Below are 19,299 nucleotides of genomic sequence, written 5' to 3' on the forward strand. Positions count from 1 at the left end.
GAGCCTGCTCGCGATGGTGGTCAACGATAACGTTGGCTACCTGAACCCCGCGGTGTTCCAGCGTTCATCGCGAGCAGGCTCGCTCCCACAGGGTTCAGGTTCAGGCGCAGGGTTGAATCAGCGGCGAGTCAGTGGCTGCTGTGCGAACTTAACGCCTGCCAGGCCATGGGCCATCAACGCGCGGATGTTGCCGTGATCGCTGCCTTCAGGCGTTGCAACCACTGAGCGGTAATGCTCGCCGAATGCCAGCAGCGCTTCTTCATCGCTCAAACCTTCCAGCAGTGCCAGGCCCAGCGTCTTGCACGAACCTTCGTTCTGTCCGGCAGCGTTTTCCACGCCACCATTGTTGAAGGCCTGAGGTTGGTAGTCGTAGCCCGCGGCAATGAACGCCAGGGTGTCGGCGAAGGCGTGTTCGCCACTGTTGAGGCTGGCGCGCAGGGTGTTCAAATCACTCATTGGGTTTTCCTTTGGCGAACGCCGCCTGTTGTTCGGCGTTGGCTTCTTGCTGATATTGGGCTTTCCACTCGGCGTACGGCATGCCGTAAACCACTTCGCGGGCTTCATCGAGGCTGACTTCGATCTGGCGTTCATCGGCAGCGGCCTTGTACCACTTCGACAGACAGTTGCGGCAAAAACCCGAGAGGTTCATCAGGTCGATGTTCTGTACATCCTTGCGGCTGTCCAGGTGCGCTACGAGCCGGCGGAAGGCAGCCGCTTCGAGTTCCAGGCGTTGTTGATCGTTCATGGTCTGTCTCTGGGACGCTATGCGTAAAGTAGTTTAAAGGGACGGTTGTAAAAGTGCGGGATCGGCGTCGGTATGGATATTCACCGAATATCGATCAATCACTAACGATTCCTTTCTTGATGTGACGTCCGCCATTGATGACGACGCTGGTTCCAGTGCTGTAGTCGGTGTTGAGTAAAAACAAAACGGCATCGATCAACGGTTGTGCGCCGGGTTCGAATTCGAGAAGGGCTTTCTTCAAGGTTCGTTGGGAGTATTCCTGCGTGCTGTTTTCCTTGAGGATCAGCAAGCCGGGAAGGATGGCGTTGACCCTGATCGTGGGTGCGTACTTCTCTGCAAAAGACAACACCATGTTTTGCAGTGCCGATTTGGTGGCCGCGTATCCAATGTGGCTTTTGCTGCCCCGGGATGAGGTTTCGTCGCAGATATGGATGATGTCGGATCTTTCCAGTCGCTGCAGATGCTCGGCCAGTTCAAGATTCAAGTGATAGGGCGCTTCGACATGGAGTTTGAACATGGTGTTCAGATTCTCCAGACCATCGTCAAGCCATAACGAGGCGTTGTGGATCACGGCACGCAAGCTGTCAAAGTTGCTTTTGATATAGGCGATCAACGCTTCGCGATCGCTCTGAAGTTCCAGGTCTGCCTGGAAGGGCAACATGTTTGGGTGGGGTGTTTCAAGATTGCTGGAGCGGCTGACGCATATAACGGTGTTGCCGGCCTCTGCCAGTGTGGTGGCAAGTTGGAGGCCGACGCGTTTGCTGGTACCGGTAACAAGTATTGGACTATTCATAGATGTACGATCAGCTTCAGTAGGTCTATGCACGGGCTATTGCATGCAGCATAACTGAAGTCTTCTCGCCAGCGGCTACCTTCTCCCGCCCGCAGTGATCCGGGCAGGAGCATTGCCAGAAGCCGGGGTAGTGGCCTGAACCTTGGACAGGCGAGGATTGTTCCTGTTTTATCTAGCGGTTTTTAGGCAGCGTCATCCGCTAGTGGGTTGAATGGTGATGGGGCATGAGGAGTAGAATAGGATCCAAACAACACATGGAAATGGAACTCCAGATGCCTGTCCTTACTGACGTTGCTACTGGTGTGTCGGATTCGCTCTCCCTTGAACAAGCAGAGCTCTTTCCTATTCGTGAGGTCGCGCGCCTGACCGGCGTCAACCCGGTCACCCTTCGTGCCTGGGAGCGACGATACGGTTTGATCGTGCCGACGCGCACCGAAAGCGGGCATCGTCTGTATTCGATGGCTGATGTTGGGCGTGTGCGCAGCATCCTCGACTGGATCGAGCGTGGCGTAGCCGTCAGCAAGATCGGCAAGATACTGGCCAAGGCAGCGCCGCTTCAGGCGTTGTCACACATCATCCCCAATGACCTCGTACAGGCCGACTATGCGCAATGGCAGCAACAGGTCGGTGCGGCGGTGAGTGCTTTTGACGATATTCAGCTGGATCAGGTCTACGGACAGATTTTTTCCAGTTACTCCCAGTCAGTAGTGTTTCAGGACATCCTTCTTCCGCTCTGGAAGCAACTGTTGCAGCGCCAGGACACGTTTGGACGGACCAGCGAGTGGCAGTTCTTCGACGGCTTCTTGCGCGCGAGGGTTTTACAGCGCCTGCTGCTGATCCGCGGAAAACAACCAAGGCGAGTCATCGTCAGTGCTTTGGCGGGTCAATGCCGGGAGCTTGAGTTGCTGATTGCTGCATTGTTCCTGAGCAACGAGCAGACAGGCGTGCGCATACTGACCATTGGCCAGCCGTTCGATGAATTGACGTTGGTTTGCGAACGAATCAAGCCTGTGGCGCTGGTGCTTTTTTCCAACCACGTACCGGCTCCCGAACTGCCGCGGCGATTGAACCGATTGGCGATGAGCCTGGATTGTCCCGTGCTGTTGGCCGGCGATGCGTCGGATCTGGCGCAGGAAAGCCTGGCCGGATCGTCGATCGGATGTTTGGGTAACGAGGGAACGGTAATGCGCCAGCGCCTGAAACAATTCCTGGCGGGCGGACTGGATACCTGAAATTCAGAGGTACAAAGCGGGAGTCAGAGATGCATAGCGGGATGGGTCAACCGATGCTGCTGCAGGATGTACTGGCGCAGGCGCTCGGTTTCGTCCTTGTCATCCTGGCTCAACTGATAGGCGTAGAAGCCTTGCTCGGTTTCTTTCTCGAAGGTGCCACGCAAAGCGATTCGCTCATAGCCTGAGGGGCTGAACCACAGGGCAAAATGCTTCGGCGGTTTGGTCTTGTTGCGAACTTCCAGTAATACACCCTTGAACGACACTTCATGCACCCACATTGTGCCGGGCTGCCCTTTGGCATTTTCCAGCGCTACCGGTTCGTCCAGGACCAGTCGCCAAGGTCGCACCAGAGGGCCGTCTTCATAAATGCTGGGGACGCCCAGACGCAAATGCATCGCATGAAATTCGTCTTCCACCAGGTGCAGGGGGAAGGTCATTTGCTGGTTTTCGAAATTGGCTTGAATGGTGACCTGCTCATGTGCGGCAAGGCGCGTGAGCAGGTCACGGATCTGCGATCCACCGTTGACGAGCAGACTCGACGTCGCATCCCGCACATTGAGTTGCGGGTTGTGTTGCATGGTCTGGATGAAATCCAGCTCATCCTGTGTCAGGAGCGCGTCGCGTTGCATAACAAACTCGAAAGATTAAGTTACAGAGCCAATGGTGATTGTAGTTAATGACAATTAATTCACAGATTTGTTTGCGCCGTTCGTCGCCTTGAGCGCGGCAAGCTCAGCCTGAAGTTCCGCCAACTGCGCTTCAAGCTGCACAACCCGCTGCTGCGCCTTCACCTGTACCGTCACGTCTTTCTGGACGCCGATGAAATAAACCTGACCGTCATTCGGATTTTTCACTGTGGAAAGAGACAGCTCGTTCCAGAACGGGGTGCCGTCCTTGCGATAGTTCCGGAGGATTTCCCGGCAGGAGCCTTCCTCGCTCAACGCTTTGCGGATCAGCCCAAGGGCTTGTTGATCGCGGTCTCCGGACTGAAGAAAACGGCAGTCCTGGTAGAGGATTTCTTCGCTGGTGTAACCAGTGAGGCGTTCAAATGCCGGGTTGACGTAAATCAGGATCTTGTCTTGATCGCCTTCCTTCTCGGCAATCACGATGCCGTCGTTGGAGGCATTGATAGCCAGCTGCAGCAGTTTTGCGTTGATCATCGGTAAAACCCTTCCTTGTTGGTTGTCTGCGGCATTCTAAAAGAACAAAGAAGACTGTGCTGTTAATATCCCGGTCTTTCACTCAGGTTCAGGATCAGATTGATGAAAGTCGCCATCATTTCCGGCTCGGTGTACGGCACGGCTGAAGAGGTCGCCCGTCACGCCGCGAACATATTGAAAACCGCCGGTTTCGACACCTTGCATAACTCCCGAGCAAGCCTTGCTGATATTCAAGCCTTCGAGCCCCAAGCCTTCCTGGCCGTGACCTCAACCACCGGCATGGGCGAATTGCCGGACAATCTGCAGCCGCTGTATTTCTCGATTCGCGACCAATTGCCTGTTGCCTGGCGTGGCTTGCCCGGCGCCGTGATCGGACTGGGTGATGCAAGCTACGGCGATACCTTTTGCGGCGGTGGCGAATTGATGCGCGAGTTGTTCGGTGAGTTGGGGCTTCGCGAAGTCCTGCCGATGCTGCGTCTGGACGCCAGTGAAAGTGTGACACCGGAAACGGATGCCGAGCCGTGGCTGGCCGAACTGGCCGAAGCTCTGCGCGGTTGAGGGAATGGCTCAACGCCTGATTTCAACCTGCGTCACGGTTCTGACGAGGCGGCTGAATGCGCACGCCTCGCATCCTTGGCGGCGGTCCTTTGACAGGGATCCAAACTCTTTGCATCACTGACTCGTTCGGCCATCAAGCTGGCTGCCAATGCAACTACGGGAACCTTGGAGGCTGACTAGACTCGGTAGTCATTGGAAACACTCCATAATAAAAACCGAGGTTCCTTGCCGTGAGCGTAGCCCCTTTCCAATCGCCACACAGTGTCAAAGACCTGGTCAGCCCTGCCGAATGGCAGACCCGTGTCGACCTTGCAGCCTGCTACCGCCTGGTAGCCCAACACGGCTGGGATGATCTGATCTTCACCCACATCTCCGCCAAAGTGCCTGGCACTGAAGACTTCCTGATCAACCCGTACGGGCTGATGTTTCATGAGATCACCGCCTCGAGCCTGGTCAAGGTCGATCAGGCCGGTAACAAACTGATGGACAGCCCCTACGAGATCAATCCGGCCGGATACACCATCCACAGTGCCGTGCATGAAGTCCGCCACGATGTCGTCTGCGTGTTGCACACCCACACGGCGTCGGGCGTTGCGGTTTCGGCGCAGAAACAAGGGATTTTGCCCATCAGCCAACAGTCGTTGTTTGTGCTGTCGAGCCTGGCGTATCACGCCTATGAAGGCGTCGCGCTCAACCACGAAGAGAAAGCGCGATTGCAGGCCGACCTCGGCGAAAACAACTTCCTGATGCTGCACAATCATGGCCTGCTGACCTGTGGCGCCAGCATCGCCGATACCTTTCTGATGATGTTTACCTTTCAGCGCGCCTGCGACATTCAGGTCATGGCGCAGAACGGTGGCGCCGAACTGATTGCCATCGAGCCGCAGATTCTGGCAGGTGCCAAGGCGATGATCGCCGGAGTTACCCGAAGTGCTCAAGGAATGGGCGGAGCGCTGGCCTGGCCGGCGTTACTGCGCAAACTCGATAAACAGGACCCGGGGTATAAACTCTGATGGCACTCGCCGAAATTCCCCTGTCGGTCTGGCGAAAGCGCAGCCGGACAATCATCTTCCGTGGCCAGACCATCCGTTACTGGACGGCGGGGCAGGGTGAGCCGTTACTGCTCATTCATGGCTTCCCCAGCGCCAGTTGGGACTGGCACTACCTGTGGCAACCACTGGTTCATCGCTATCGGGTGATTGCCTGTGACATGCTTGGTTTTGGCGATTCGGCCAAGCCCGTAGACCATGAGTACAGCCTGCTGGAGCAAGCGGACCTGCAACAGGCGCTGCTGGCTCACTTGAATGTGGTGGAGCCTGTGCATCTGCTGGCCCACGACTATGGCGACAGCGTGGCCCAGGAACTGCTGGCCCGGCATTACGAGTCGCACATCCGTATCGCCAGCTGCGTGTTCCTCAATGGCGGCTTGTTTCCGGAAACCCATCGCCCGGTGCTGATGCAAAAACTGCTGCTCAGCCCCCTGGGCTGGATGATCGGCCGTGCGTTTAGTCGTGATGGACTGGTGAAAAGCTTCCGACAGATCTTCGGCCCGAAAACCCGACCCAGCGAAAGCGTGATAGATGATTTCTGGAGCCTGATCGAGAGCAACCACGGGCCTCGGATCCTGCACAAATTGATCACGTACATCCCCGAGCGGCGAGTACAGCGCGATCGCTGGGTGAGTGCGATGCAGCGTGGTGACGTGCCGCTGCGGGTGATTGATGGTGAAGTCGATCCGATCTCCGGGGCGCACATGGTCTCGCGCTATCGCGAACTGATTCCCAACCCGGACACGGTGCTGTTGACCGATATTGGTCACTACCCGCAGATCGAGGCGCCTTGCCAGGTACTCAAGCATTACCTGGCGTTTCGCGATGGTTTGGCTTTACCGCCGCTTAAAGCGGCCTGCTCTTGAGGGCTGGGGGCTAATCATCCCTTGGCCTTATTGCACACCATTCAGCCTCCACGGGGTTCATTGTGACCCGCAGCGCCGTGCCTGACACTCCAAGGACAATGTCCCTGTCCTGTTGGAGTTCCCCCGCATGAATGAGTCTGTGCGCTTCGAAGATAAAGTCGTGATCATCACTGGTGCAGGGGGCGGCCTGGGACGGGCGCATGCGCTGTTGTTCGCCAAACAGGGCGCCAAAGTACTGGTCAACGATCTAGGTGGCTCGACCCAGGGTGAAGGCGCCAATGCCTCGGCAGCCGACCGTGTGGTAGCGGAAATTCGCGAGGCCGGCGGCACGGCCGTGGCCAACCATGACTCGGTTACCGACGGTGACAAACTGGTTCAGCACGCCCTCGATGCTTTTGGGCGCGTCGATGTGGTGGTCAACAACGCCGGGATCCTGCGCGACAAGACCTTCCACAAGATGGACGACGCTGACTGGGACGTGGTTTACCGCGTCCACGTCGAAGGCGCCTACAAAGTGACCCGGGCTGCCTGGCCGCACATGCGCGAACAAAACTATGGTCGGGTGATCTTCACTGCCTCGACCTCGGGCATCTACGGCAACTTCGGCCAATCCAACTATGGCATGGCCAAGCTCGGCCTCTATGGCCTGACCCGCACCCTGGCCATCGAAGGCCGCAAGAACAACATCCTGGTCAACGCCATCGCCCCTACTGGCGGCACCCGCATGACCGAAGGCCTGATTCCGCCGCAAGTATTCGAGCAACTCAAACCGGAACTGGTCAGCCCGTTGGTGGTGTACCTGGCCAGCGAAAACTGCCAGGAAACCTCCGGTTTGTTCGAAGTCGGTGGCGGCTGGATGGGCAAAGTACGCTGGGAACGCAGCCTCGGCGTCGGCTTCGACCCACGGGCGGGATTCTCACCGGAAGACGTGGCAACGCACTGGCAGCAGATTTGTGATTTCGAAGGGGCAGCGCATCCGAAGGACAACATTGAGGCGCTGAAGGAGATGATGGGGAATTTGCAGAAGTATTCCCTCTGAAACACTGACTTCAAACAGCCACCGACGATCGGTGGCTGTTTGAACGCACCAGCACCGTCAGATTCGCTGTCGTTTCCCATCCATGACACCGCAAACCGAACACCAGCCGAGCAATTCGGTCCCGCCTGTCTGTGTCTTCGTCACAAAATCCCGCCCATAAAAAAGGCCGCTGCAAACGCAGCGGCCAAAGCAAGACGTTGGATCCAGGAGCTACAAATCAACGTCGGTGTACACGGGGCGATGACTCGAAAATTCAAATCACCTGAAATCTGTTGCTGACGGCGACGGTGGTTCGCCGGGCGCTCGGTGGCTTTCAGAGTCTCGTGAAAGCGGTGTCAGGGTAAGGCTTTGCTGTCCGCGGAAAAACAGCGATTCCTGACATGCACTATTACAGGGCAGGTAATAGTCGGGATTTCCCGAGCGCGCCTTCACTGTAGCAGCTGTCAGAAAAGTCGCTCGTAATTGTTACAGACAGTGTGATGTGGAGCTCATGTGTTCTGCTGATGGCTCGCTATCGGGGTCATCCATAACCAGCGCAAAACCTCGGTCCAAACGCTCGATCATCCTTTAGAGGTACAACTCAAATACCTCCTTGGTGCGCTTATCGCTCCCTGACGGCGGCAGTAGGGTGACGCCTTCTGTCACTCACCGGGGAAGACGCATGACAAAAACAACAATGCGCGCCATCTTCACGCCGCAGGCGCTGGCCGCTGCGGTTGCCTTGGGCTGCTGTGCCCACGCGCAGGCTGTTTCTTTCAACATTGGGGAGATCGAGGGCACATTCGACTCTTCGCTATCGGTCGGCGCGAGCTGGGGCATGCGTGACGCGGATGACTCGCTGGTGGGTATCGTCAATGGCGGCAGCGGGCAGTCTTCGACCGGTGACGACGGGCGTCAGAACTTCAAGAAAGGCGAAACCTTCTCGAAGATCTTCAAGGGTATTCACGACCTCGAATTGAAGTACGGCGACACCGGCGTGTTCGTCCGTGGCAAGTACTGGTATGACTTCGAGTTGAAGGACGAAGACCGGCCGTTCAAGCAAATCAGTGATCACAACCGCAAAGAGGGCGCCAAGTCCTCCGGCGGACAGATTCTCGACGCCTTCGTCTATCACAACTATTCCATCGCTGATCTGCCGGGCACGGTGCGTGCCGGTAAACAGGTGGTCAGCTGGGGTGAAAGTACGTTCATTGGCAACTCGATCAACAGCATCAACCCGGTCGACGTTTCCGCTTTTCGACGTCCAGGTGCCGAGATCAAGGAAGGGCTGATTCCGGTCAACATGCTCTTCGCGTCCCAGGGCCTGACGGACAAGTTGACGGTCGAGGGCTTCTATCAACTGGAATGGGACCAGACGGTCGTCGACAACTGCGGCACCTTCTTTGGTAATGACGTGGTGGCTGACGGCTGCGACAACAACTACACGGTCGCCAGCCCGGCCATCGCACCGTTGCAGCCTGTTGCCGCCGCATTCGGCCAGGGTTTCGAAGTCACCAGCGAGGGCGTGGTCGTGCCCCGTGGCGGTGATCGTGATGCCCGTGATTCGGGGCAATGGGGCACCGCGCTGCGCTGGCTGGGTGATGACACCGAGTACGGTTTGTACTTCATGAATTACCACAGCCGCACGCCGAATGTCGGGACCACAACGGCCGGCCTCTCTACGCTGGCGACCATTCCGCGAATCGTAGCAGCGGCCAACCGTATCGCCCCTGGCAGTGGTTCGGGGCTCGCGCAAAGCGTGATGCTCGGTCGTGGTCAGTACTACCTCGAATACCCGGAAGACATTCGCCTCTACGGCGCGAGTTTCTCCACCACGCTACCTACCGGTACGGCCTGGACCGGCGAGATCAGCTATCGCCCCAACGCTCCGGTGCAGGTCAACAGCAACGATCTGACGCTGGCGATGCTCAACCCTATTGCCGGTGGCGCAGCATCGCCGATTGCCACTTCACCAGGCGGCGACAACAAAGGCTATCGCCGCAAGGAAGTCACTCAAGTCCAGAGCACCCTGACGCACTTCATCGATCAGATCGCTGGTGCCGATCGCCTGACCCTCGTGGGCGAGGCGGCGGTGGTACGGGTCGGTGGGCTGGAGTCGCGCAGCAAGCTGCGCTATGGCCGTGACTCGGTGTACGGCCAGTATGGTTTCGGTGGTGACACAGATGGTTTCGTGACTTCGACCTCATGGGGTTATCGCACCCGGGCGATCCTCGATTACAACAACCTCATCGCCGGGATCAACTTCAGACCGAACCTGTCGTGGTCCCACGACGTCGCCGGCTATGGCCCCAATGGTCTGTTCAACGAAGGCGCCAAGGCCGTCAGCCTGGGTGTCGATGCGGACTATCGCAACACCTACACCGCAAGCCTCAGTTACACCGACTTCTTCGGTGGAGACTACAACACGCTCGAGGACCGCGACTTCGTGGCGTTGAGCTTTGGCGTGAACTTCTGATCTGGCTGAAAAGGATGAAATCCATGCGCAAGATGATTCTGCAATTCGGTTCCGCCCTGGCGATGAGTCTGCTGGCTATCAACGTGATGGCGGCGGTCTCGGCGGAAGAAGCCAACAAGCTCGGAACCACTCTCACTCCGCTGGGCGGTGAAAAAGCTGGCAATGCCGACGGCTCGATTCCGGCGTGGACCGGTGGTATCCCGAAAAATGCCGGGGCCGTGGACAGCAAGGGGTTCCTGGCCGATCCGTTCGCCAATGAAAAGCCGCTGTTCATCATCACCGCTGCAACAGTCGACAAGTACAAGGACAAGCTCTCCGACGGGCAGATAGCAATGTTCAAGCGTTACCCTGAAACCTACAAAATCCCGGTCTACCCGAGCCATCGCACCGCTGCACTTCCACCGGAAGTCTACGAGGCGGCCAAGCGCAGCGCATTGAACGTTACGCCGACCAACGATGGCAACGGTCTGGCGAACTTCACCGGCAATCGTTACTACGCCTTTCCGATTCCCAAGAACGGTGTCGAGGTGATCTGGAACCACATCACCCGTTATCACGGCGGCAACTTGCGGCGCACCATTACCCAGGCAACGCCCCAATCCAACGGTGATTTCACCGTCATCCGCTTCAAGGATGAGGTGGCTGTGCCGTCGCTACTGGGTGATTTGAAACCGGGCAGCGATGAAAACGTGCTCAACTATTTCAAACAGGAGGTGACCGCTCCGGCTCGGCTGGCGGGCAACGTGTTGCTGGTTCATGAGACGCTCGATCAGGTCCAGGAACCGCGCAAGGCGTGGATCTACAACGCCGGCCAGCGCCGTGTGCGACGCGCTCCGCAGGTGGCCTATGACGGTGTGGGCACCTCGTCCGACGGATTGCGTACCACCGACAACTTCGACATGTTTTCCGGAGCGCCGGATCGCTACGACTGGAAGCTGGTCGGCAAGAAAGAAATGTACATCCCGTACAACAGCTACAAACTCGATTCCCCTGACCTGAAGTACACCGATGTGATCAAGGCCGGGCATATCAATCAGGACCTGACCCGCTATGAGTTGCACCGGGTGTGGGAGGTGGTGGCGACCGTCAAGCCTAACGAGCGGCATGTGTACGCCAAGCGCCACATGTATATCGATGAAGACACCTGGCAAGTGGCACTCGCCGATCATTACGACGGTCGTGGCCAGCTTTGGCGCGTGGCCGAAGGGCATGCACAGTTCTACTACGATCATCAGGTTCCGGCTTACACCGTCGAGGCGTTGTACGACCTGATTGCCGGTCGCTACATTGCCCTGGGCATGAAGAACGAGGAGAAGCGCAGCTTCGAATTCAACATCGCGGCAAAAGCCGGGGATTACACGCCGGCGGCTTTAAGGAGTACGGGTGTGAGGTAGTTTTCTTACAGGCTTTTGCACAAAAAGGTGACTTCGCAGTCACCTTTTTTATGGCTGCCAATCAGTGTGCTGAATACTTCTTCAATAAGCGCTCGAGAGGGGGCTAGGGTGGCGCCACAACTATAAAAAGGCGCACCACTATGACTGCCATGACGTTGTGTCTGGACCGTCCTGGATTTCTGCCTCGCTTGTCATCCCATCATCTGTCTCGAGAACGTTTGGTCGAGCCATTGCTGGCATCGACGGCGCGAGTGAAATTGCTCTGTGCACCGGCCGGAAGTGGCAAGAGTGCGCTACTCACCGAGTGCCTGGTACGTGCGCCAGCGGGTAGTCGGGTGTGTTGGTTGCCGATGGCAGGGGAGTCGTTGAGTGTCTCTGTATTTGAGCAGCGCCTGGCTCAAGCACTGGGGCTTGATGCTAAGGATGAGGCATCGTTGCTGGAGCACCTGACCCGTTTACAGACGCCGACCTGGCTGTTTATCGATGATTACTGCCGCGTTTCCAATCCTCCACTCGACCGTTTTCTGGATCGTCTACTGGCTGTCAGAAGTCCGGTGTTGAATTGGTGGCTGGCTTCGCGTCGACGTCCACAATGCAATTGGCCCCGGCTGTTACTCGATGATGAGTTGTATGAATGTGAGGGGCGCGCGCTGGCGTTCAGCGAGTGCGAGGTCCAGCAATTGCTCGGCTATGTCGAGCCCGTGCAAGCCGTCCACACAGCCCGCAGAATTATCCAGCGCAGTGGCGGTTGGTGTGCCGGTGTGCGCATTGCCTTGCTCGATGGCTGTCAGTGGGCGGCCGAGCAGAACAAGCAGGAACGCTCGGCGACGCTACTCGACTATTTGCAGCACGAACTGTTCAACACATTGCCGCCAGAACTGGTAGAAGCCTGGCAAATACTGGCGCATCTACCGCGATTCAACGCCAGCTTGTGCGAGCATCTTTTCGGTGCCGGTGAGGGTGCGCAATGGCTACAGTCCTTGCAGGACATGGGCTGTTTTATCGAGCCTTGGGAAGACTCCTCTGAATGGCTGCGTGTCTTTGTGCCCCTGGCCCGAGCCATGAAGGACGAACGCGGGTCGGCAGGACGTACCTGGCATCGACGTGCGTGCCAGTGGTTCTGTGCCGAGGAGGATTGGCAGGGCGCTTTCGAACAAGCGCTGCTGGCCGAGGAATTCGAGGTCGCGGTCAGTCTGTTGCATCACTTCAGCTTTGAGCATTTGTTCCGGCGGGAAAACGTCCGTTTATTGTTGAATCTTCACGAGCGTCAAGGTGAAGAGTTGACCCTTGGTTCGCCGCAGTTGGTCGGTCTGGTCACTGCGGCGTTGTTGTTTTCCGGGCGCTTCGACCAGGCTGCCGAGTGCATTGAGCAAATGGTCCGGTTCGCACCGCAACCTACGGCTGCGCAGCAGCGGCAGCTGCTGGCGCGCTGGCAGGCGCAACAAGGCTGGCTTCTGCATTTGCTTGGGCGCATGGACGCGGCGCGGGGGCACTTTATCGACGCGCTGGCCGAGTTGAATCCCGATGCCTGGCCAGCGCGATTGTTATGCCTGTCGGGATTGACCCAGCAGGCGCTGCTCAACGCTGAACTGGATGCTGCGCAGGCCTTCAATCGTGAGGCGCTTTGTCTGGCGCGTGCGCAAGGTTCGCTACTGTTTGAAGGCCTGCTTGAACTCGATCATGCGCAGTTGCTGGAGCAGCGTGGTGCACCCCGGCGAGCTGAGAGCCTGTTGGCCGATATCCATGAAATGTTGAATCGACAGGCCGATCGCCCGACACCTTTGCTGGGTCGAATTGCATTGAGACGAGGGCGGCTGGCGCTGTCTCAGGGCCAGGATGAAGCCGCTGCCGAATTCTTCCAGTCCGGTCTTCAGGACTGTCTGAACAGTCAGGACAAGCGTGCCTTGTATGGTTTTCTCGGGCAGGCGCAGATAGCGGCCAATCGGCACGATTACGCCCATGCGTTCGATCGCTTGCGTGATGCCGAGCGATTGATGCAGCAGCGGCAAATTCCCGATACGGTTTATCGGAGTGCGCTGCTGCAAATCAGCAGTCATTTCTGGTTGCAACAGGGGCGCCCGCAATTGACCCGAGAAGCGTTGACCCGTGTGCTGCGTCACTATCGCGGACCAAATGCACGACAGGCTCCGCCCGCCACCGTGGAGTTGATTGCGCGAATCGAATACTTGCTGGTGCTGGCAGAGACAGCACTGCAACAGGCGACACAACCACTGGAGCGACTCAAGACTCTGCTCGATCACGCGCAACGACACGGGATGCTGGCGCTGGAGACGGAGCTGCACTTGGTCATTTGTGAGGTGGCCGACCTCACCGGTGAGCCTGCATTGGCAAAATCGTCGCTGCAGGCGGGGCTGGAATTGGTGAGGCGCTGCCATTTGCACCAGCCGTTGTGCGAACTGCGCCTGCGTCAACCGACGTTGCTTAGTCGATTGGGCGAGGAAGAACATGAACCTTCAGTGGCGCTGGAAGACAATCCTCTGAGCATGCGAGAGCTGGAGGTACTTGGCCTTATTGCCCAAGGCAACTCCAATCAACAGATTGCCGAGTTGCTTTTTATTTCGCTGCATACAGTGAAGACCCATGCTCGGCGGATTCACAGCAAGTTGGGCGTGGAACGTCGTACACAAGCCGTTGCCAAGGCAAAAGCATTAGGGTTGGTTGATTGATTTCCAAGCCGGATCTCAACGAGATTCATAACCCATGCGCCAACTGATGGCCCGCGCCGTTGCCAGCAATCGCTGCGCCGCCGGGCCATTTTCATCGGCATGAAACAGCGACGTCGGACCGACGACCGTCAATACGGCAACGATATTTCCCATCGCGTTCAACACCGGCGCCGACAAGGCGTCCACCCCAGGCATCAGCAAGCCATGCACGTGATGTAGGCCGCGCGCGCGGATCTGCTCGCCCGTCTCGCTATAAGCCTTTTCATCCGCCAGCGCGTGATTGGCATGTTCGCGCAACTCCTGATCGCGCAACTCCACGGTTTCGCGCTTGGGCAGATAGGCGTCAAAAACCAGGCCCGTCGAGGAGCTGAGCAATGGCAGCACCGAGCCCAATTGCGTCACCACCGTCACTGCGCGTACCGCGGGCTCTATGCGAACCACGGTCGCACCCTGATTGCCCCACACCGCCAAAAAGCAGGTTTCGTTCAGATCATCGCGCAACTCGGCCAAGGGCAGGGCGGCGACATTGAGCACGTCCATACTGTTGAGTGCCGCAAGCCCCACACGCAAGGCTTCGCGGCCCAGGCCGTAATGGTTGGTTGCGGCGTTCTGTTCGGCAAAGCCGCTGGCGATCAGTGCCTGCAGATAACGGTGGACCTTGCTCGCCGGCATCTGCACGTGTTCGGCCAGGCGTGACAGCGAGGTGGAAGGGGACAACTCGGCCAATGCCTTGAGGATGTCGGTTCCCACCTCGGCTGAGCGGACTTTCTGTTTACCGTTGCTGTCGCTAGTGGGTTTTTCCATGGCAGTGCTGTGATCCCGGGACGAATGGGCGTCTTTATAGCTTGACGATCAATACCAATCAAATTACGTTATGCGTAATTGAATTACGATAAAAACAACGCCGACGGGTCTCGCGCTCTGCAACAGAGTGATCGACCACCGTTGACTCCCTGTTCAGGAGGATCCATGAACCCCGATCTACAGGCTTGCGAGCTGGCTTATCAGTCAGGCTTCGGCAACGAATTCAGCAGCGAAGCGCTACCCGGTGCTCTTCCGGTCGGCCAGAACTCCCCGCAAAAAGCGCCCTATGGCCTCTACACCGAGCTGTTCTCCGGCACCGCTTTCACCATGGTTCGCAGCGAAGCGCGGCGTACCTGGATGTACCGCATCCAGCCATCGGCCAATCACCCGGCATTCGTCAAGCTCGACCGGCAATTGGCGGGTGGGCCGTTGGGTGAAGTGACCCCCAATCGCCTGCGCTGGAACCCGTTGGACGTTCTTGGCGAGCCGACCGATTTCATTGATGGCCTGGTGAAGATGGCCGCGAACTCGGGCGCGGAAAAACCAGCCGGGATCAGCATTTACAACTACTTGGCCAATCGCTCCATGGAGCGAGTGTTCTTCAATGCCGACGGCGAAATGCTGGTGGTGCCGCAACAAGGGCGTCTGCGCATCGCCACCGAACTGGGTGTTCTGGATGTGGAGCCGCTGGAAATTGCGGTACTGCCTCGCGGCTTGAAGTTCCGTGTTGAATTGCTTGATGCCCAAGCGCGTGGCTACATCGCCGAGAACCATGGCGCACCTCTGCGCCTGCCAGACCTGGGACCGATCGGCAGCAACGGCCTGGCCAATCCACGGGACTTCCTGACCCCGGTCGCCGCCTACGAAAACCTCCAGCAGCCAACCACCTTGGTGCAGAAATTCCTGGGAGAGTTGTGGGCTTGCGAGCTTGATCATTCGCCACTGAATGTTGTCGCCTGGCACGGTAACAACGTGCCGTACAAATATGACCTGCGCCGTTTCAACACCATCGGTACCGTCAGTTTCGATCACCCCGATCCGTCGATCTTCACCGTGCTGACCTCGCCGACCAGCGTCCACGGCCTGGCCAACCTCGACTTCGTGATCTTCCCGCCACGCTGGATGGTGGCCGAGAAAACCTTCCGTCCGCCGTGGTTCCACCGCAACCTGATGAACGAATACATGGGCCTGATCCAGGGCGCCTACGATGCCAAGGCTGAAGGTTTCGTGCCGGGCGGTGCGTCCCTGCACAGTTGCATGAGCGCCCACGGTCCGGATGGCGAAACCTGCACCAAGGCGATCGATGCCGAGCTGGCCCCGGCGAAAATCGACAACACCATGGCGTTCATGTTCGAGACCAGCCAGGTGTTGCGCCCAAGCCGTTTCGCCCTTGATTGCCCGCAACTGCAAAATACTTACGATGCCTGCTGGGCTACGCTGCCCGCCACTTTCGACCCGACCCGGAGATAACCCATGACGCAGACTTCCATCACTCGCAGCTGGGTTGCATCCGCCAACGGCCATGCTGATTTCCCGTTGCAAAACCTGCCGCTGGGCGTGTTCAGCCTCAACGGTTCGGCACCGCGTAGTGGCGTGGCCATTGGCGAACATATCTTTGATCTGCAAGCAGCCCTGGAGGCCGGGTTGTTCGATGGCGCCGCGAAGGCTGCCGTCGAGGCCACCTGTGGCGGCCAGTTGAATGCCTTCTTCGAACTGGGCCGCGAGGCTCGCGTCGCGTTGCGCGAGCGTTTGCTGGAACTGTTCGCCGAGGGCAGCACCCTGCACGGCAAGATCGAAGCCCAGGGCGCAAAACTGCTGCCGCTGGCGGCGGATTGCGAGATGCACCTGCCGGCGAAAATCAACGATTACACCGACTTCTATGTCGGTATCGAACACGCGCAGAACGTCGGCAAACTGTTCCGCCCGGACAACCCGTTGCTGCCGAACTACAAGTACGTGCCAATCGGCTACCACGGTCGTGCGTCGACCATTCGCCCGTCCGGTACCGACGTGCGCCGTCCGAAAGGCCAGACCTTGCCGGCTGGTCAAACCGAGCCGACCTTTGGCCCTTGCGCGCGCCTGGACTACGAACTGGAACTGGGTATCTGGATCGGCCAGGGCAACGACATGGGCGACTCGATCGCCATTGGCGACGCTGCCGATCACATCGCCGGTTTCTGCCTGCTCAACGACTGGTCGGCACGGGACATCCAGGCTTGGGAATACCAGCCACTGGGGCCGTTCCTGTCGAAAAGCTTCATCACCAGCATCTCGCCGTGGGTTGTCACCGCCGAAGCGCTGGAGCCGTTCCGTCGTGCCCAGCCTGCGCGTCCGCAAGGCGATCCGCAGCCGCTGCCATACCTGCTCGACAAGCGCGATCAGGCCGCTGGCGCGTTCGACATCGAACTGGAAGTACTGCTGCTCACCGAGGCCATGCGCGAGCAGAACCTGCCGGCCCATCGCCTGACCCTGAGCAACACCCGGCACATGTACTGGACCGTGGCGCAAATGGTCGCGCACCACAGCGTCAATGGTTGCCAGTTGCAGGCCGGTGATCTGTTCGGTTCGGGCACGTTGTCGGGGCCTGAGAACGGTCAGTTCGGCAGCCTGCTGGAAATTACCGAGGGTGGTAAGAAACCGATCGAACTGGCATCGGGCGAGGTGCGTAAATTCCTTGAGGACGGTGACGAAATCATCCTGCGCGGCCGTTGCAGCCGTGACGGTTTCGCTTCCATCGGTTTCGGTGAATGCCGCGGCAAAGTGCTGCCGGCGCGCTGAGAGGAGCGGGGCATGGAACTCTATACCTACTACCGTTCGACTTCTTCGTACCGGGTGCGCATCGCGTTGGCGCTCAAGGGCCTGGATTATCAATCCTTGCCAGTCAACCTGATCGCACCGCAGGGCGGCGAACATCGGCAGCCGGCTTATCTGGGCATCAACCCGCAGGGCCGCGTGCCGGCCTTGCGCACCGATGAAGGCGAATTGCTGATCCAGTCTCCCGCGATCATCGAATACCTGGAGGAACGTTATCCACAGGTGCCACTGCTGTCCAGGGACCTGGCTGCCCGCGCTCATGAGCGCGGCGTGGCGGCAGTTATCGGCTGCGATGTGCACCCGCTGCACAACGTCAGCGTGCTCAATCGGCTGCGCCAGTCGGGCCACGACGAACCGCAGGTGGTGGAGTGGATCGGCCACTGGATCGGCCAGGGGTTGGCCACGGTAGAGCAGTTGATTGGTGATGACGGTTACTGCTTCGGCCCCGAGCCCGGGTTGGCGGACGTCTACCTGATCCCGCAGCTGTACGCGGCCGAGCGTTTCAATATTCCTCTTGAGGCTTATCCGCGCATCCGGCGAGTGGCGGCATTGGCGGCGACGCACCCGGCGTTCATCAAGGCGCATCCGGCGAACCAGCCAGACACCCCATAACGCTTCACACCGTCTCTGTAGGAGCGGGCTTGCTCCGGGCGGCGATCCGACGAAGCGGTATGTCAGGCAACAGAAATGTTGAATGACACAACGCCTTCGCGAGCAGGCTCGCTCCGACAAGGGGGGTATGCGATCAATGGACGATGGCGTTTGGCGGCAGATGCCCCAGTCGTTCCGTGAGGCGAATCCGCTGGATCGGATCGTCGCTGAGCAGCAGTGCATGCTCCAGGTCGAAACGCTCGGCGTTCGGGCAGTCCAGCCGCTGGTACAGGCTGGCCCGGGACAGGTAGTCGGTGGCACTGGCGTTGCCCAGTTCCAGGACGCGATCGGCGTCGATCAAGGCATTGATGAAATCGTCGTGGGACAGGTACAACTGGCGCAGGTTGCGCGACAGCCGTTGCAGCATCTGCACCGGTTCGGCGGTTTCCAGGTGCTCGGCGCTGAGCTTCACGTTCGGACCGTACTGGCGTTGCAACAATTCCCGGCAATCGTTCGGATAGAGGCGACGACCGCCGCAGGGATCTAGCAAGTGGTCGGCGCCCGGCACCCGCAGCAGGAAATGCCCGGGGAAGTTGACCCCGACCATGGGAATCTCAAGGCCCTTGGCCAACTCCAGTGCAATCAGCCCCAGCGTCAAGGGTTGCCCTCGTCGACGTTCCAGTACTTTGTCGAGCAGTGCCACTTGCGGGCGCAAGGGGGTGAAGTCGTCCTGGGCGAAGCCAAGATCGTTCATGCGCCGCAGCAGCGGCTGGGCCAGTTCACTGACCGGCAACATCGGCAAACCGCCGCTGACCCGTTGTTGCAACGCCTGGAAATCGGCCAGCAACACTTGCGGCATCACTTCGCTGTCATGTTCGACCGCAATCCACAGCGCCGCCTCGAACAGCGCGGGCGGCGAACGTTGCAAACAGGCGAAAAACGATTGGCGCGGGGTCATCAAAATCTCCGGGCAATGTCTCGTTTTAGCCCCCTCTCCGGCATTCGTCCAGTGCCATGCCGGGGCGAATACAGGTTATTTCCGAAAGCCTGTTTGGTGGCTGCGCTTATTCCTGTGCGCTTCTGCAATTTTTGGGCGCAAGCCTATACTGGCG

18 protein-coding genes are annotated in these 19,299 nt (G+C 58.6%); 11 read left to right on the forward strand and 7 right to left on the reverse strand.

All coding sequences use genetic code 11. The features are described from left to right. Nucleotides 1-117: 117 nt before the first annotated feature. The 3 genes from ACRESJ_RS18445 to folM all read right to left on the reverse strand — a co-directional run bounded on the left by ACRESJ_RS18445 (nt 118) and on the right by folM (nt 1,538). Entirely contained in the window at nt 118-456 is a 339-nt protein-coding gene (locus ACRESJ_RS18445; protein WP_431759161.1) for a HopJ type III effector protein, read from the reverse strand. Then, nucleotides 449-745: a DUF1244 domain-containing protein gene (locus tag ACRESJ_RS18450; RefSeq protein ID WP_074873820.1), complete on the reverse strand. Its 297-nt coding sequence runs from the start codon at nt 743-745 to the stop codon at nt 449-451. Before ACRESJ_RS18450 ends, ACRESJ_RS18445 begins: the two co-directional genes overlap by 8 nt. 94 nt (nt 746-839) lie before the next feature. Beyond that, nucleotides 840-1,538 carry a dihydromonapterin reductase gene (gene folM / locus ACRESJ_RS18455; protein WP_431759162.1) on the reverse strand — a complete coding sequence of 233 codons (699 nt, stop codon included), beginning with the start codon at nt 1,536-1,538 and terminating at the stop codon, nt 840-842. Nucleotides 1,539-1,810: 272 nt separating this feature from the next. Here folM and ACRESJ_RS18460 point away from each other — a divergent pair, with 272 nt between their 5' ends. After that, nucleotides 1,811-2,770 (forward strand): MerR family transcriptional regulator, encoded by a 960-nt coding sequence (locus ACRESJ_RS18460; protein ID WP_431759163.1) that lies wholly within the window; start codon nt 1,811-1,813, stop codon nt 2,768-2,770. A gap of 23 nt (nt 2,771-2,793) precedes the next feature. Here ACRESJ_RS18460 and ACRESJ_RS18465 read toward each other — a convergent pair whose 3' ends face one another. Together ACRESJ_RS18465 and ACRESJ_RS18470 are read right to left on the reverse strand one after the other, a co-directional pair. Beyond that, on the reverse strand, nt 2,794-3,399 hold the full coding sequence (locus tag ACRESJ_RS18465; RefSeq protein WP_431759164.1) for a hypothetical protein: 606 nt from the start codon (nt 3,397-3,399) through the stop codon (nt 2,794-2,796). Nucleotides 3,400-3,453: 54 nt separating this feature from the next. Further along, a complete protein-coding gene (locus ACRESJ_RS18470) occupies nt 3,454-3,930 on the reverse strand; it encodes a PAS domain-containing protein (protein ID WP_431759165.1) in 477 nt (158 codons plus the stop codon). Between the two features lie 102 nt (nt 3,931-4,032). Here ACRESJ_RS18470 and ACRESJ_RS18475 point away from each other — a divergent pair, with 102 nt between their 5' ends. From ACRESJ_RS18475 to ACRESJ_RS18505, 7 genes are all read left to right on the forward strand, one after another. Next, the gene (locus tag ACRESJ_RS18475; RefSeq protein WP_431759166.1) at nt 4,033-4,488 is read left to right on the forward strand and encodes a flavodoxin; all 456 of its coding nucleotides are present in this window, start codon (nt 4,033-4,035) and stop codon (nt 4,486-4,488) included. Nucleotides 4,489-4,718: 230 nt separating this feature from the next. Next, the gene (locus tag ACRESJ_RS18480) at nt 4,719-5,501 is read left to right on the forward strand and encodes a class II aldolase/adducin family protein (RefSeq protein ID WP_431759167.1); all 783 of its coding nucleotides are present in this window, start codon (nt 4,719-4,721) and stop codon (nt 5,499-5,501) included. Beyond that, on the forward strand, nt 5,501-6,403 hold the full coding sequence (locus ACRESJ_RS18485; RefSeq protein WP_431759168.1) for an alpha/beta fold hydrolase: 903 nt from the start codon (nt 5,501-5,503) through the stop codon (nt 6,401-6,403). The genes ACRESJ_RS18480 and ACRESJ_RS18485 overlap by 1 nt, the downstream gene beginning before the upstream one ends. Before the next feature lie 127 nt (nt 6,404-6,530). Continuing rightward, nucleotides 6,531-7,442, forward strand: a complete 912-nt coding sequence (locus ACRESJ_RS18490) for an SDR family oxidoreductase (RefSeq protein WP_431759169.1) — start codon at nt 6,531-6,533, stop codon at nt 7,440-7,442. Nucleotides 7,443-8,103: 661 nt separating this feature from the next. Next, nucleotides 8,104-9,897 (forward strand): DUF1302 domain-containing protein, encoded by a 1,794-nt coding sequence (locus tag ACRESJ_RS18495; RefSeq protein ID WP_431759170.1) that lies wholly within the window; start codon nt 8,104-8,106, stop codon nt 9,895-9,897. Between the two features lie 23 nt (nt 9,898-9,920). Then, nucleotides 9,921-11,291 carry a DUF1329 domain-containing protein gene (locus ACRESJ_RS18500; RefSeq protein WP_431759171.1) on the forward strand — a complete coding sequence of 457 codons (1,371 nt, stop codon included), beginning with the start codon at nt 9,921-9,923 and terminating at the stop codon, nt 11,289-11,291. Nucleotides 11,292-11,431: 140 nt separating this feature from the next. Continuing rightward, a complete protein-coding gene (locus ACRESJ_RS18505; protein WP_431759172.1) occupies nt 11,432-13,978 on the forward strand; it encodes a LuxR C-terminal-related transcriptional regulator in 2,547 nt (848 codons plus the stop codon). Nucleotides 13,979-13,993: 15 nt separating this feature from the next. Here ACRESJ_RS18505 and ACRESJ_RS18510 read toward each other — a convergent pair whose 3' ends face one another. Then, complete coding sequence (locus ACRESJ_RS18510; protein WP_431759173.1) at nt 13,994-14,782, reverse strand: IclR family transcriptional regulator; 789 nt, start codon at nt 14,780-14,782, stop codon at nt 13,994-13,996. Nucleotides 14,783-14,947: 165 nt separating this feature from the next. Here ACRESJ_RS18510 and hmgA point away from each other — a divergent pair, with 165 nt between their 5' ends. Genes hmgA through maiA form a run of 3 tightly spaced genes read left to right on the forward strand, consistent with a single transcriptional unit; the run spans nt 14,948 to nt 18,208 of the window. Then, nucleotides 14,948-16,252 (forward strand): homogentisate 1,2-dioxygenase, encoded by a 1,305-nt coding sequence (gene hmgA, locus ACRESJ_RS18515; protein WP_431759174.1) that lies wholly within the window; start codon nt 14,948-14,950, stop codon nt 16,250-16,252. 3 nt (nt 16,253-16,255) lie between these two features. Continuing rightward, complete coding sequence (gene fahA, locus ACRESJ_RS18520) at nt 16,256-17,560, forward strand: fumarylacetoacetase (protein ID WP_431759175.1); 1,305 nt, start codon at nt 16,256-16,258, stop codon at nt 17,558-17,560. 12 nt (nt 17,561-17,572) lie between these two features. Next, the gene (maiA, locus tag ACRESJ_RS18525; RefSeq protein ID WP_431759176.1) at nt 17,573-18,208 is read left to right on the forward strand and encodes a maleylacetoacetate isomerase; all 636 of its coding nucleotides are present in this window, start codon (nt 17,573-17,575) and stop codon (nt 18,206-18,208) included. Nucleotides 18,209-18,341: 133 nt separating this feature from the next. Here maiA and ACRESJ_RS18530 read toward each other — a convergent pair whose 3' ends face one another. Beyond that, on the reverse strand, nt 18,342-19,145 hold the full coding sequence (locus ACRESJ_RS18530) for a SirB1 family protein (RefSeq protein ID WP_431759177.1): 804 nt from the start codon (nt 19,143-19,145) through the stop codon (nt 18,342-18,344). Nucleotides 19,146-19,299: the final 154 nt, after the last annotated feature.

Source organism: Pseudomonas sp. (assembly GCF_050739655.1).
Lineage (GTDB): Bacteria > Pseudomonadota > Gammaproteobacteria > Pseudomonadales > Pseudomonadaceae > Aquipseudomonas.

Excerpts from the sequence above, each read along its gene's own strand:
- ACRESJ_RS18445 (WP_431759161.1), bottom strand. The coding sequence starts at position 456 with ATGAGTGATTTGAACACCCTGCGCGCCAGCCTCAACAGTGGCGAACAC.
- ACRESJ_RS18450 (WP_074873820.1), bottom strand. The coding sequence starts at position 745 with ATGAACGATCAACAACGCCTGGAACTCGAAGCGGCTGCCTTCCGCCGG.
- folM (WP_431759162.1), bottom strand. The coding sequence starts at position 1,538 with ATGAATAGTCCAATACTTGTTACCGGTACCAGCAAACGCGTCGGCCTC.
- ACRESJ_RS18460 (WP_431759163.1), top strand. The coding sequence starts at position 1,811 with ATGCCTGTCCTTACTGACGTTGCTACTGGTGTGTCGGATTCGCTCTCC.
- ACRESJ_RS18465 (WP_431759164.1), bottom strand. The coding sequence starts at position 3,399 with ATGCAACGCGACGCGCTCCTGACACAGGATGAGCTGGATTTCATCCAG.
- ACRESJ_RS18470 (WP_431759165.1), bottom strand. The coding sequence starts at position 3,930 with ATGATCAACGCAAAACTGCTGCAGCTGGCTATCAATGCCTCCAACGAC.
- ACRESJ_RS18475 (WP_431759166.1), top strand. The coding sequence starts at position 4,033 with ATGAAAGTCGCCATCATTTCCGGCTCGGTGTACGGCACGGCTGAAGAG.
- ACRESJ_RS18485 (WP_431759168.1), top strand. The coding sequence starts at position 5,501 with ATGGCACTCGCCGAAATTCCCCTGTCGGTCTGGCGAAAGCGCAGCCGG.
- ACRESJ_RS18490 (WP_431759169.1), top strand. The coding sequence starts at position 6,531 with ATGAATGAGTCTGTGCGCTTCGAAGATAAAGTCGTGATCATCACTGGT.
- ACRESJ_RS18495 (WP_431759170.1), top strand. The coding sequence starts at position 8,104 with ATGACAAAAACAACAATGCGCGCCATCTTCACGCCGCAGGCGCTGGCC.
- ACRESJ_RS18500 (WP_431759171.1), top strand. The coding sequence starts at position 9,921 with ATGCGCAAGATGATTCTGCAATTCGGTTCCGCCCTGGCGATGAGTCTG.
- ACRESJ_RS18505 (WP_431759172.1), top strand. The coding sequence starts at position 11,432 with ATGACTGCCATGACGTTGTGTCTGGACCGTCCTGGATTTCTGCCTCGC.
- ACRESJ_RS18510 (WP_431759173.1), bottom strand. The coding sequence starts at position 14,782 with ATGGAAAAACCCACTAGCGACAGCAACGGTAAACAGAAAGTCCGCTCA.
- hmgA (WP_431759174.1), top strand. The coding sequence starts at position 14,948 with ATGAACCCCGATCTACAGGCTTGCGAGCTGGCTTATCAGTCAGGCTTC.
- fahA (WP_431759175.1), top strand. The coding sequence starts at position 16,256 with ATGACGCAGACTTCCATCACTCGCAGCTGGGTTGCATCCGCCAACGGC.
- maiA (WP_431759176.1), top strand. The coding sequence starts at position 17,573 with ATGGAACTCTATACCTACTACCGTTCGACTTCTTCGTACCGGGTGCGC.
- ACRESJ_RS18530 (WP_431759177.1), bottom strand. The coding sequence starts at position 19,145 with ATGACCCCGCGCCAATCGTTTTTCGCCTGTTTGCAACGTTCGCCGCCC.